This is a genomic window from Aquiflexum sp., from assembly GCF_041749095.1.
Taxonomy (GTDB): Bacteria; Bacteroidota; Bacteroidia; order Cytophagales; family Cyclobacteriaceae; genus Aquiflexum.
Map to the genome: position 1 here is coordinate 1 of NZ_JBGTCA010000363.1, position 13,587 is coordinate 13,587.

Annotated in this window: 9 protein-coding genes; 2 read left to right on the plus strand and 7 right to left on the minus strand. The window is 40.2% G+C overall.

Annotation, left to right across the window (positions count from 1 at the left end):
* Positions 1-112 precede the first annotated feature (112 nt).
* Positions 113-334 carry a hypothetical protein gene (locus ACEW8O_RS16560; protein WP_373495736.1) on the plus strand — a complete coding sequence of 74 codons (222 nt, stop codon included), beginning with the start codon at positions 113-115 and terminating at the stop codon, positions 332-334.
* A 76-nt stretch (positions 335-410) separates the two neighbouring features.
* On the opposite strand, the gene ACEW8O_RS16565 is transcribed toward ACEW8O_RS16560, so the two are convergent.
* The 5 genes from ACEW8O_RS16565 to ACEW8O_RS16585 form a co-directional block, all read right to left on the minus strand.
* On the minus strand, positions 411-653 hold the full coding sequence (locus ACEW8O_RS16565; RefSeq protein ID WP_373495737.1) for a ribbon-helix-helix protein, CopG family: 243 nt from the start codon (positions 651-653) through the stop codon (positions 411-413).
* 63 nt (positions 654-716) lie between these two features.
* On the minus strand, positions 717-4,253 hold the full coding sequence (locus ACEW8O_RS16570) for a VCBS repeat-containing protein (RefSeq protein WP_373495738.1): 3,537 nt from the start codon (positions 4,251-4,253) through the stop codon (positions 717-719).
* Between the two features lie 122 nt (positions 4,254-4,375).
* A complete protein-coding gene (locus tag ACEW8O_RS16575) occupies positions 4,376-6,106 on the minus strand; it encodes a RagB/SusD family nutrient uptake outer membrane protein (protein ID WP_373495739.1) in 1,731 nt (576 codons plus the stop codon).
* Between the two features lie 10 nt (positions 6,107-6,116).
* A complete protein-coding gene (locus tag ACEW8O_RS16580) occupies positions 6,117-9,311 on the minus strand; it encodes a SusC/RagA family TonB-linked outer membrane protein (RefSeq protein ID WP_373495740.1) in 3,195 nt (1,064 codons plus the stop codon).
* A gap of 677 nt (positions 9,312-9,988) precedes the next feature.
* Positions 9,989-11,776: a tetratricopeptide repeat protein gene (locus tag ACEW8O_RS16585; RefSeq protein WP_373495741.1), complete on the minus strand. Its 1,788-nt coding sequence runs from the start codon at positions 11,774-11,776 to the stop codon at positions 9,989-9,991.
* A gap of 68 nt (positions 11,777-11,844) precedes the next feature.
* Here ACEW8O_RS16585 and ACEW8O_RS16590 point away from each other — a divergent pair, with 68 nt between their 5' ends.
* Positions 11,845-12,063 carry a PspC family transcriptional regulator gene (locus ACEW8O_RS16590; RefSeq protein WP_373495742.1) on the plus strand — a complete coding sequence of 73 codons (219 nt, stop codon included), beginning with the start codon at positions 11,845-11,847 and terminating at the stop codon, positions 12,061-12,063.
* 50 nt (positions 12,064-12,113) lie between these two features.
* On the opposite strand, the gene ACEW8O_RS16595 is transcribed toward ACEW8O_RS16590, so the two are convergent.
* Entirely contained in the window at positions 12,114-13,118 is a 1,005-nt protein-coding gene (locus tag ACEW8O_RS16595) for a glycosyltransferase family 2 protein (RefSeq protein ID WP_373495743.1), read from the minus strand.
* On the minus strand, positions 13,118-13,450 hold the full coding sequence (locus ACEW8O_RS16600; protein WP_373495744.1) for a YbaB/EbfC family nucleoid-associated protein: 333 nt from the start codon (positions 13,448-13,450) through the stop codon (positions 13,118-13,120). Before ACEW8O_RS16600 ends, ACEW8O_RS16595 begins: the two co-directional genes overlap by 1 nt.
* Positions 13,451-13,587 lie beyond the last annotated feature (137 nt).

Consider the following 13,587-nt stretch of genomic DNA (forward strand, 5'->3'; position numbering starts at 1 on the left):
TTATACAAGTAATAAAAATCATTGAAAACAAGTGCTATTAAGATTAATCTGAAAGGGAAGTTTTGGTTTTCATCTATTGGAATAAAAAAAGGAGATTTTGAGTATATTTGTTATGAAAGCAGTAGAGTTTGAATCTAAAATCAAAAATAATAAAATTGAAATTCCCGCTGCAATACAGGCAAAATTGGTTTTTCAACATGGTAAAGCCATAAGGGTCATTGTACTTATGGAAGGTATCGAGGTTGAAGATGATTTAAATTTTAAGGAAAAAGCATTAACTGATTTTTTTAAAGGATATTCCTCCTCTGATGCAATTTATGATGAATATAAATAATGGAAGAGATCATAACTACAAAAAGACATTGGTAAGGAAATTTTTCTAATGTCCCTTTATATGGAAAAATCGCAGTTTATTGTAGAAATTTCCTAAATTCCTTAATTTTTTCTTTGAATTTTTGTGATGCTTCAGGGTCTCCATCCTCAGCAACTCCAAATAAATCCTTTCCCAACTCGTATGCAGACTTATGTGCATTTTCTTTTTCAAGAAATATTTCCAAAGCTTCCTTGACCAAAGCAGATTTGGAAACACCACGCTTCTGACTCAGCGAATACAACTGAGCCTCTGTTTCATCATCAAGTCTAACATTTAACATAACCTTTGAATTTAAGTAATACTAATGTAATACAATTAGATCTTATCTACAAAAACTTAACCTTCAAAATTCCAAATCCACGACGTTTCCCTTATAATCCACTCCTTTCAACGAGACTGCGTTTTTAGGAATTGTGATAGACATACCAGAGTTGGAATAAAATCCGGATCGGTTGAAAATTTCAATCCTTTGGGTATTTCCATTTTCAAATTCTATCATTACAGTATGTATTCCTTTTAGTGTAACAAAGGAGCGGGTCTCATTTTGAGCAGCTTTCTGATGAATCAGTAACTTCCCCCTGTTCTGGGTGGACAAGTATAATGGGTTACCATCAACTCCAGTTAAGATTGCCATAGATTTAGCATCTCCGGGAACCAAAAATCCGCTGTCATGGGGATTAACCGCAGTAAAACCACCCTTGCCATCTCCCAGAAGCACCAAACCAGTCATGGCATCATGCCTTCCGGAAAACACCTCATTGCCGTAATCATTCCCCACCATCAGGACATCCAAGTGTCCATCACCATTGACATCATCTACCACCATTCCGTTTACCGGAGCAAACTGGGCGAGGGTCGGAAGTTCATGTATTTTGAATTGACCATTTCCAAGGTTTTCTATATAGCTGGTCCTGTCGTAATTGCCTGTCAATATTAGCACATCGGTGAGTTCTTCTTCGGTAAATAGGTTTTGTTCCGTTGCCCTGGCATAATATTTATAACCGGAAAACTTCCTTCTGAACAGGGTGCTCTGACCATACAGGTCATCCCAGAAGTGAATAGGAACGGATTCGTATTTCCCCTCACTGTTTTTGAAATAAGCAAAGGTTACCGGATCTACACTCTGGTTGCCGTCAAAATCCTTGGCATAGACAGATACAGGCCTTTCGAATGTAGGTTTGGAATAATTGTTAGCGCCCTTATTACCCACGATATAATCCATATCCCCATCCCCGTCAAAATCACCCGCCACAATACTGTTCCACCAGCCCAGATGCTTTTCAAGACCGGTACCTTCTAATTTCTCAAAGCCACTTCCTGTATTTTTAAATAGCGTAATGGCCATCAATTCCCCCACCACCATCAGGTCAATTCTTCCATCATTGTCAAAGTCAGTCCAGATGGCATCGGTTACCATTCCTACATGCCTTAGACCCGGAGCAATCCTGTCTGTCACGTCTTCTAAGGTACCCTTGTTGTTTTTCAGTAAAAATGAGTTTTCGGGATAGGGAAATTGGGCCACGGGCGTACGGCCTCCGACAAAAAGATCCATATAGCCATCTCCGTCAAAATCACCTGCACGGACCACTGAGCCACTGGCGTTAATATTTTCCATGAGCCCTTTGGCTTCGCTAAAATTCCCTGCCCCGTCATTTAGATATAGCCTGTCGGAAAATTCCTCCGCCCCAGGTCTGAACTCATTGCTTCCTGATACCAGGTAAAGGTCCAAATCTCCGTCATTGTCTATATCAAAAAGTACCATGCCCATTTCTTCAAAGCGGCTTTCTGATTCCGAATTCCAAAGTGGTTTCTCATCAAAAGTTCCTGTTCGATTTTGGATATAGGTCAGGGGTGTAAATCCTGCAGCACTTCCAACAATAAAGTCTTCTATACCATCCCCGTTAATATCCCCTACGGCCAAAGAAGGGCCAAATTGAGTGAGTTTATGTAGTAGAGTTCTTTGGATATGATAATCCACTTTGTCTTTTTCCTCATGAACTAATTCTACTCCTAATTGACCTGAAACTTCCACCAGCAAAGGTTGATGTTTTTTTGGTCCTAATGGAAAGTGAATTGAGGAAATGTCCACTTTTTTGGCATCGGCATAGTTCATATCCATGATTTGGTTGGAACTAATGTTTTCCAGCTTTTGATAATTGCCATCAGGCCACAGTATTTCCAGGGACTGAATTTTCTGATTGTCTCCAAGGCCGAAATGCACTACATCTTCCACCGATGACATGTAGCCCCTTGTCAGGTAGTGTTCATGGAACTGCATCAGTCCATCATCCACCCGTATAATAATTTTTGCACCCAAGCCTTGGGGATTTTGATCAGATCCTTTTAGTCTGATTCTTAGAAAGTGGCTTCCCGGGGAATAAGAATCGAGTTTGTTTTCAAAAACAAATGCCGGTTCATTGATGTTGTTGACAACATAATCCAAATCTCCGTCTCCATCGAGATCTACAAATACGGCCCCATTTGAAAACGAAGGAATATTCAATCCCCATTCTTCTCCCACATTTGAAAAGGTCAAATCACCATTGTTTTTATAGGCATAATTCGGAATCTTAATGATTGGAATAGAGTCCAAAAGCATCGTTGTACTGGCATAAGCAGCCACTCCCTTTCGGTAATTCATAAAATCCTTGTCAGTAATATCCCTAGGGAAACCATTGGTGATCAAAATATCCCTCAACCCATTATTATCCACGTCCACGAAAAGCGGTGCCCAGCTCCAATCCGTCTGGTAAACCCCTGCCAGTTGCCCTATTTCACTGAATGGTACCCCGGGACCGTTGTTCAATTGAAGCATATTCCGTACATGCTGATACTCAAATCCCCACCGGTCATTATTGATATATACCTCATATTGGTTTTTGGAGATAGTGGTCTTTTTTCGAAGATTGGTTTCGGCAAGCATATCCAAAACCACAATATCGGGCATACCATCGTTATTGTAATCACTCACATCCACGCCCATGGAAAACATACTCTGATGCTTGATCAAATTAGCAATTTGGTTTGAAAAAGTGCCATCACCATTGTTGATGTAAAGCAGGTCATTGGACAGATAGTCGTTCCCAACGTAGACATCGGGCCATCCATCCATATTCAGATCGGCTATGGCCAGTCCCAAACCAAAACCTTCTATGGTAATCCCTGCCTCTATGCTGACATCTGTAAATGTTCCATCTCCGTTATTTTTGTAAAGTCTGTCGTTGTTGATAGAAGTACCATCCGTGATTTTGTCCCTATAGGTGCCGGGCACGGCATTACTTTGTTCATTATTCATGACATAAAGGTCAAGGTCCCCATCTCTGTCGTAATCGAAAAATGCTGCCCCCATACTGTTTCCGGGATCGGCAATACCATATTTTTCAGCTTCTTCCTTAAATTTTGGAATACCGTTTTCATCCAGGCCCTGATGAACATAAAGCAGGTTTTTTCTATTGGATTTGTCCTTGACCATGGCCGTACTGATATAGATATCGGGCCATCCATCCAGATTGATATCTACGACCGTTACTCCTGTACACCATTGTTCTGCTGCTTCTATCCCGGCATCAAATGATACATCTTTAAATCTAAACCCACCCAGATTAAGATATAACTTATTATTAACCTGGTTACCCGTAAAAAAGAGATCCGGAAGCCCATCCCCGTCAAAATCGCCAACACCAACACCACCACCATTGAAGATATATTCTTCGTTGAGGATATTGAATGTGTCGTATTCCATTATGGTATTTTCAAAATCAATTCCTGAATAATCACTGGGGATTCTGTGGAAAAGTTTCTGATCTTTTTGCTGGCAGGAAAATCCTACCACTATCCATAGCAATGCGAAAATCAGACTTTGATAAATATCCTTAATCATGGGAAAATTGGGTTTTATTGGGTAATGGTTTGACCTTGTCAATATAGAACTAGATTCCAAAAGAGGCAATAAAAAAGACCCCGATTTGGGGTCTTTTTTGAATAGTAATAATTTATGGAACGTTAATAACCTGGGTTTTGGGTCAGAGTACCCCTCATCAGATCAATTTGAATCAATGGAATAGGATAATAGTTGTGCCTGGCTTGGAATACAGAACCTTCATAAAGTAGCGGTCTTCTTGGCCTTTCTACACTGATAAATCTATTGATCTCCTGTTCGGCAATTCCCCATCTCACCAGATCAAAGAACCTATGTCCTTCCATGCCCAATTCCAGCTTTCTTTCCATTCTCAGGGCGGTCCTGGCAGCTTCCTGACCGGCAAACGCAGGGTGGCCCGCAGGATATTCACTGATCAGATAATTAGCGGCAGGAGTCCCATCATCAAAGGTTACAGGTTCACCCGTAGCCGCCCTGTTTCGGATGATGTTGATATATTGTCTTGCCTGATCCAGACTACCTACCTCTATCTCAATTTCGGCAGCCCAGAGAATAATATCAGAATAACGTATATACTTATAGTTATTGGCAGTCCAGCCACTTGTCCAGTTACCTACTTCAGTAAATGTACCTGTTTGTTCCTGCTTATAAACTTGTTTTTTAGGAGAATAAGGTCCGGCATATCCCTGATCCCTGATCCAGGAGATTCCCGGATGTGGTCCCCAATCCCAGTATGGAATTCCTCTTCTTCCTACTGACCAGTCCAGTCTAGGATCTACAAGACCCTGATCCGGAGTAAATGCAGCAGTTGCAGCGATGCCCTGATCATCCACCAATCTATTGGCAGGGGTGCTAAAGGAATTGTCCAATAAAGGAAACCCTTGGGCATTAACCCTAAAGGAGTTGGCAAAGTCATGTGAAGGCTGAAAGAACCCACAGCAACCACCTGGTCCACCGGTATGAGGAAAATTCAATACTTCACCCCAGCCACCGTTCCAGGCACCTGACCCGTCATTGACGGAGTATTGCCAGGCAAACACCGATTCCACGGAATTACCGTTGACAGCATCAAAATTGTCTCCAAAATTGGGTAACAAGGCAAATTTCTGGCCGTTTGGTTTTTTGCCATTGGCTATCAGCGCTTCTACTATCGGCTTGGCCTCAGCAAATTTCTTTTGAAAGATCAATGCTTTGGCATACATCGCTCCTGCCACCCACTTGTTGATTCTTCCGATTTCAGGAAATGCTTCAGGAAGGTTATCATATCCAAACTTTAGATCAGCCTCTATTTCCGGCCAGATATCACGGTCATTAGGCACATAATAATCAGTAGTATTTTCATCTAAGTAGGGCACCATATTCCACATCTGCTTGGCTTTGAAGTGGTAATGACCTCTTAATGCCCTTGCCTGGGCTTCCATACTGGCCAGTGCTGCCGGCCTGCCACCCTGAATTTTTGGTAAAATTCTCAGAACCGCATTGCTCCTTACCACGCCATCATAGACCACTCTCCATCTCGCATTGAAATAGGGATTGGATTCATCTGCGGTATAGGACATAATGGGGTTGATGGCAGGCTGATCCCCTGAATCAGAACCTTTATTGGCCTCACCCCCTACTATACTCCCATATACCCAGTTGGAAGAAGCCCCTTCCCAACCTGTAATGTTATTGGATGTACCATCCAATAAGGCATAAGCTCCAATCAACAATGTTTCTGCACCTGCCTCTGTGGCCAAGACGTTTTCATCCAAGGCACCTTTGGGATTCACTTCAAGAAAATCACTACAACCGTAGTAAAGCCCTCCCATTAACAGAACTGCCGAAACAGACAATAATTTTAAGTACTTTTTCATATTGATTTTGTTAGAAATTAACATTTAATCCAAGAATAAACTGTTTTACAATAGGATAGTTTCCATAATCTATACCGAAAGCTTGATCTGAACCACCCAATTCAGGATCAAGTCCCGAATAACCGGTCAAGGTAAACAAGTTTACACCCTGGGCATAAATCCTCAATCTTTCCATTCTCCATCGCTGAACCAAAGTTGTAGGCAATGTATAACCTATGGTCAGGTTCCTAAACCGAAGATAGGATCCATCTTCAATATAATATGAATTTGATTGTGTATTCGTACTGAAATTACTGGCATTTTCAGCGATCGGAGTAGTTGCGTTAGGTCTGGATGGCAACCAACTGTTATACAGGGCATCATGGCTTTTAGCTCCTTGGAAAGAGGGCCAGAAATCCGTCCACCACCTATTATAATTATATATATCATTGCCCACTGATGCAAAAAAGAACGCTGACATATCCCAATTTCTCAAAGAGAGTGAGAAGTTCATCCCTGCCGTAAAATCAGGAATAGGAGATCCCAATACCACCCTGTCATTCGCGGATATTCTTGCTATCCCATCGTCGTCAACTCCTGTGAAATTAGTAAATCTGAACCTTCCTGGGGCAGCACCATCCTGACGAGGTGCATTGTTGACTTCTTCCTGATTTTGAAATAATCCCTGTACCTGATAACCAAAGAACGCTGAAAGCGGATGGCCTACCCTATTGATTGCAAGGTTTCCGATTCTTGATCCACCTGCGAAAAATTCATTGACACCATCCGCAATGGAAAGAATCTCATTGGTATAATGGGTGAAAATTAAGTCAGTTTCAAACCTCAAACCATTGGCAAAAATATTTCTATAAGTTGCCTGAAAATCGATGCCTTTGTTGACCATTTCAGCTAAGTTAATTGAAGGGCCTGATGCAGCACCTGCAGTAGCTGGCAATGGAGGCGCGAATAACAATCCATCAGATATCCTATTATAAAGATCCAACGTTAAGGACAATTTATCCTCCCAGAGAGACAAATCCACTCCCACATTGGTGGTCACGTTTCTTTCCCAGCGTGCATCGGGATTTCCGATTCGGACAGGTCTTTGTCCCAAGACAGAACCTGTATTAGTACCGGCAATGTCATAGAAAGAAGATCCGATATTCCCACCAAACAAGGTGAACTGGTTGGCAGGATCCAATCTCTGTTGTTGTCCCATAACACCCCAACCTGCTCTAATCTTCAGTTCAGATATGGTAGAAGAACCTTTCATAAATCCTTCTTCAGACATCCTCCAGGCACCCGTAAAAGATGGGAATACACCGAATTGGTCTCTAAATCTTGAAGAACCGTCTCTCCTTACAGTGGCACTTAACAAATATTTATCAGCATATCCATAATCCACTCTTAAAAATTGAGACAACAGGGTACTAAATGTATTTGCAGATGAAGTTGCGTTTACAATATTCTGACCGTTACCCAAAGTCAAAAAGTCCGGGTTAAGAGAGAAATATCCTGCTCTGTTTCCTGAAACATCTCTTCCAATACCAGCTTTGACCGCCTCATAACCTGCCACTGCCTTGATGGCATGTACACCGAAAGTCTTTTGATAAGTTAATTGATTGGTCGAAAGCCATTCGGCATTATACCATGCACCTTCTGTAAAACTAGAAGTAGCCTGATTTTCTGATCTTTCCCAAGTCTGTGGACTCAGGAAATGATAATAACCGGTCTGTAAAGAACCTCCAAACGTAGAACGGAACACCAAATCCTCAGTTATGTCTGCCTCTGCATAAATGTTGCCCAAAACTCGTAGATCAAAAGAATCGTTGTCTTTTTGCCTAAGTTGCATGGCCACCGAAGTTGTTCCGTTTCCTGTGTTAGGTGCACGGTTACCGGCAAAGTTCCCTGCTATGTCATATACAGGAATGATTCTTTGGATCCTGTTAGCAGATGAGATCCCATTTCCTTCACTCAGATTGTTTGCCTGCCGGTTTTGACGAAAGCTGACCTGAAGGTTTTCGCCTATTCTGACTTTATTGCTGACATCAAATTCGGAATTGAACCTCATGGAGTATCTTTTGGAAAAAGTCTCAATCAAAATACCTTGCTGCTCGAAGTAGTTCAAAGCTGCCATATACCTAGACCTATCTCCACCTCCCGAAAACATAAAGTCATGGTTGGTGATCAAAGCTGGTCTGGTTGCTTCTTGAAACCAATCCGTACCTTCTTTATTGGCACGTACAATCAAATAGTTGTTTGCAGGATTGTTCAAATCCAGATTGTAAAGATCCGGGTTTACCCTAGGGTCTCCCTCCATGGCTCCGGCCGGTAAAATATAATCCGGAATCCTGGGCCCGGCTCCCCCACGAGTCCATTGGCCATATAGGGGATGGTTAAATGTATCCAATGGACCGTTTTCCAAAACCTGCCATTGAAGATTCGCAAACTCCTGAGTATTCAACAGATTGGTAAAGCCTTTGCCCGGATCCTGAAATCCACCATATCCATGGTAAGTGACCTTCATGGAGCCGCTTTTTCCTTTTTTAGTAGTGATCAGGACTACACCATTGGATGCCCTTGAACCGTAAATGGAGGCAGCACCGGCATCTTTCAGGACTGAGATGGATTCAATATCATTGGGACTGAGGGTAGAAATATCAAAAGTCTGAACACCATCCACTACATAAAGGGGATTGTTGTTACCGAATCCTGTAAGCCCTCTGATTCTAACTGAACTACCTGCACCGGGGTTACCGGAACTGATGACGCTCACTCCAGCCAAACGGCCCTGTAATTGATTTTCAACATTTGCTGCGGGGATTTCATTTAGCAGATCTCCTTTGACCACTCCTACCGCACCGGTAATGTCCTTTTTCTGCTGTACCGCATATCCAGTTACTACCATTTCAGTGAGTGTCTGAAAATCGGGAGCCAGGGAGATTTCAATAATACTTCTGTTCCCCACAGTTTCTTCCTTGGTATGATAACCCACAAAAGAAAATATCAGGACATTGTCATTACCGAGCACATTGAGGCTGAAATTTCCATCGATGTCGGTTGCTGTACCGGAATTTGTACCTTTATTCAAAACAGTAACCCCGGGTAATCCGAGTCCTGCTTCATCCAAAACGGTTCCAGAAACCGTTCTTTGTGCCAGTACCGTCGCGCTGCTGAACAATATCAGCATGGTCAGAATACCGAGACTTTTGTAAAGTTTTTCCATAAACATAGTTGATTGGGTAATAGTTATTAATCGATAAAATTTTTAGATTATTATTTGTTGTTTTTTCATTGCAATCGTTTTGCAATTTTTTTCAAATAATTACAACAGCTAAATAAGGATATACATTTTTACGAACTATTGCAGATTATACCTTGGCAATGTTACTGCCAGCTTCATGATATTGGTTTTCAGCAACCAAACTTCTAATTTTTAACTAATACAATTTTATTGGGTTTCAAAAAATTTACTTTTGTTCATAGGCAAGGAGATTTTGGGTTAGGTGTAATTGATACTTTTAAATTATTCTTCAAATTATTTAAAAGAATATAATTGGGCATTCAAACACTGGAATGACTTATCATATCTAATATCCATAATTCGAAGACTAAAATAACGAATCATCAATTATACAAAAACTTTTTGTTAAAAATCATTAAAGAGTAATCAAAAAATAAAATTGTATTAGCAATCATATATTTCATGATCAAAGTCATTTAAAGATTGACTTTTGATGGATGTTTTAATAATTATCTGATACTTAGGCAGTAGTGCTAAAGCAGATTTTTGAGAAGTGGATTTTTCTCAACACCCGTCTGCGGTGCCTGAGTTTCTATACTTAGACATCAAAAATTGAATTATTTGTTTAGCGGAAATGAAGTGGATTGTTATGGATTATATTACCTGAAAATATCAATGAACTCCTTTTTGTCAAAATAGGGTTTGAAATTAATATCCCTCAAAGCTCTTGCTCTGAGGAACTCACTTCTATCTATGGCTTTTGAGAGATTCTCTTTTAAAGCCTCCACATCTTGTGAATAAGATGCAACCAAGGCCAATCCATAGAAACCATATCCGGATTCTCTTCCTTTCTGAACACATTCTTCAAAAGACTCCAAGGCCATTCTGTAATCTTCTGCGAGAAAATATGCCAAACCTTTGTTGAAAAGGTTCTCTTCGTTTTCAGAAGCCCTGTTCAGCCTGATTGTTGCCAGTTTGTAATCTCCATTGATGATATCCAAAGCACCACGAACACCTTCATTGTATATCAAAAATGCATCTGTCTCATTTTTCTCCAATGCTGAAGCTTCAGAAATTGCGATGTACGCATCAAAATAATCTCCTCTCAATAAATAAGCCCTACCGATATTATGAAGGGAAACAGAAGTGGTTTTGATTCTATTTGCCTGCCTGAACATGTTAATGGACTTTGTGATCAGGACATTTTTTTCTCTTGTATCAAGCTCCCGCTGGGCCTGATTCAAATAAACCACTCCCAGATTATTGAAGGCAAGCTCTGAGGGATGAACTTCTGTGAGTTTCTGAAAAACAGCTTCTTTCTCATCCAGTCTTTTTGCGGTCTGACCGGCAAATACCAAATGATCCTGATTAAAACCTTCAAGCGGCTTACCGTTCTGTAACAATGCATAAACACTTGATGCGATTTCCGTATTGTTGAACCTTGTATCTTCTAGTTCCACTGATATTTTTGCTGCACTGAGTTTTGGAAAAAGATCTCTTGAGATGTTTCTATAGGCCGGTAATCTCTGTAACTCTTCCTTTTGGCCGAAAAAATCATTTTGATTTAAAAGGATATTATAAACCTCTTCTTTTTGTGCCTGGGTAATCCCATTGTAATCACTCAAAAGCAATCTTAGATCAAACCAATCATTGCTTCTGTAATCGGTTTCTATCTTGACACCCCTTAAACCCCTGCTCTCTTTGAGTTGGTCTGTTACTAGCTCAGCTCTTTTTTGAGCCAGGCCTTGAATATTATCTCTGGAATCAGGCGATTTCAAACCGGTCACTATTACTTTGTTAATTTTCTTACCTGACTCTCCTAAAATAAAAAAATCTCTAAGTGAAAGTGGTAAAACAGGAACTTCCCTATTAGCACTTCCAGGTTGAAAAGAAACATTGAATTCCCTTGATTCAGTGGCATTCCTGCCTGAAAAATCTTTTTCCAAATAAATCCCAATATCCGGAATGGGTTCATCCGGAATAATCTGACCAATCCTGGTTAAAAGAGGAGAGGTTTCCAAGCCATCTGCCAATGTTTTGGCGGGAGATTGAAAAACACCCTTTCTTCTTTCAACCAAGCCCTTCATTATCAAGGTACCCTGTTCCATTCCCGGCAAATACGGAAAAACATATCTTTCATCTACTTTAGCCTCCACAAGGCTTTTGGTGAATGCACCATCATAGGGCACTATTTCCCCCAATCTCAAAGCACCTTCCCCATATATGTATTCGGGAAACAGGGTGATTTTTGTATCCTTGTTCAACAATTCCAAAGGAATGGCACCCTCAATACTGAACCTTACAGAATCCCTGTGCAACGCTAACACTTCAGGTTTGGCATATATTCCATTCAAAAGGCTGTCATATTTTCCTATTTTTGGACTACACGATCCGATGAGAGTTATAAGACCAATAAAAAGCAAAGATTTTATGGATAATTTAAACATTTGGCATTCAATTAGATTATTGAAAATAAATTGTTAATTTTATTCGAATTAATAAAACCAGCTATTGCATGAATGAATTAAAATTATTCTTCGAAGAAAGGGCTTTTGGAGTTTGTTCCAAATTGGGTGAAAAACTCAATTTTCCCATTGATAGTATTCGCTTATTTTTCATTTATAGTTCCTTTATCACCCTTGGTTCTCCGATTATCATTTATACAAGCCTTGCAATGATGATGAAAGTTAGGAAATACTTGAGGAAAATGAACAATCCTGTTCTATTTGATTAGACAGTTTTACTTTATCGGTATCATAACCTTCTTTGATATCGGCAAAAGATTTATAAATCGCTGTATTTTCTTTTTCTTCTAATATAGTAATCCCATAAGATAGACTTTCTTTCAGATTTTTTTTCCTTCTTTGGCAATATTGGTGCCAATGGAAAATTCTGCTTACCATTTTTGAATTTATAAAATGCCATATGAGCTCTAAACACTTCTTTGGAATCTGCTATTTTTCCATTCAATAAAAATGACAGTGCCGCCAAAAAATCCAATCCCATCCTTATAAAATAGGTGATCAAAAACCTTTTCTTTTCCAGGTTGTTATGAAGCATCAAGAGATTGTTTCTGAAATTCAGGTAGGTTTTTAAGGGATTGGTCCTTGATAAAGTACCCCCTCCCACATGCCGGATTTCTACATTGCCAATGTAACCGATTTTATACCCTGACCTTTGGAATCTCCAACAAATATCGATTTCCTCCATATGAGCAAAAAACCTGTCATCAAATCCTCCTAAGGAATGGAAACAAGAGGCCCGCACAGCCATGCATGCACCCGAAGCCCAATCTACTTCGATGTGATCGTCGTATTGATTGGTGTCTTTTTCAATGGAGTTAAATATCCTCCCTCTGCAATAAGGATAGCCCAAACTATCAATGAATCCTCCCCCTGCCCCTGCATAATCAAAATATTCCAGATGTTGATAAGACAGGATTTTTGGCTGCAGGGCTGCAAATTCTGAATGTCTTTCCAGCCATTTGACCAAAACATCATCCCATTCAGGACTCACTTCTATATCCGAATTGAGCAGGATGTAATATTCAAATTCTCCTTGTATTTGATTAAGGGCCTGATTGTATCCTCCAACATATCCTGAATTCTCCTTTAATTCAATCAGTCTGATTTGCGGATATCCACTTTTCAAATATCCAAGAGAGCCGTCATCGCTTGCATTATCAGCGACTATAAGTGGATAGAGTGAATGTCTTACAGCAGATGGCAGAAATTTGCGGAGCATTTCTTCCCCGTTGTAATTCAGAATAACAGTGGCCGCTTTTTGCATCAAAACATATTACCGAAATCCATTCCCGGAATATTGGGCATCATTCCATCTGTTGCAGATTTTAATTCTTCCTTGATTTTTATTTCAATCTGCTCCATGGCCTTATTGGTAGCTGCTACAATCAGGTCAGTCAGCATTTCCTTATCTGCTAAATTGACCAAGGAATCGTCCATTTCAATTTTCACAACCTTTCTGTTGCCATTGACGGTTACTTTTACCAGTCCTGCACCGGATTCCCCTTCCGTTGTGAGATAAACAAGCTTGGCCTGGGCATCTTTGATTTTTACCTGGGCTTCTTTCACCTTGTTCATAATACTATTTATATCAAACATATCATCGAATTTATTTTGCCACAAATATACAGTATTTCATTTCAGTTGATAGTTTCATGCTATATAGAAAATCCTAAACCAAGGATTTTACTGCCTTATAACCAATTATCAAAACTATATTTTATGTATATAAATCA

Coding starts and splice junctions, on each gene's coding strand:
- ACEW8O_RS16565 (WP_373495737.1), bottom strand. CDS start 653: ATGTTAAATGTTAGACTTGATGATGAAACAGAGGCTCAGTTGTATTCG.
- ACEW8O_RS16575 (WP_373495739.1), bottom strand. CDS start 6,106: ATGAAAAAGTACTTAAAATTATTGTCTGTTTCGGCAGTTCTGTTAATG.
- ACEW8O_RS16590 (WP_373495742.1), top strand. CDS start 11,845: ATGAATGAATTAAAATTATTCTTCGAAGAAAGGGCTTTTGGAGTTTGT.
- ACEW8O_RS16585 (WP_373495741.1), bottom strand. CDS start 11,776: ATGTTTAAATTATCCATAAAATCTTTGCTTTTTATTGGTCTTATAACT.
- ACEW8O_RS16595 (WP_373495743.1), bottom strand. CDS start 13,118: ATGCAAAAAGCGGCCACTGTTATTCTGAATTACAACGGGGAAGAAATG.
- ACEW8O_RS16600 (WP_373495744.1), bottom strand. CDS start 13,450: ATGTTTGATATAAATAGTATTATGAACAAGGTGAAAGAAGCCCAGGTA.
- ACEW8O_RS16560 (WP_373495736.1), top strand. CDS start 113: ATGAAAGCAGTAGAGTTTGAATCTAAAATCAAAAATAATAAAATTGAA.
- ACEW8O_RS16570 (WP_373495738.1), bottom strand. CDS start 4,253: ATGATTAAGGATATTTATCAAAGTCTGATTTTCGCATTGCTATGGATA.
- ACEW8O_RS16580 (WP_373495740.1), bottom strand. CDS start 9,311: ATGGAAAAACTTTACAAAAGTCTCGGTATTCTGACCATGCTGATATTG.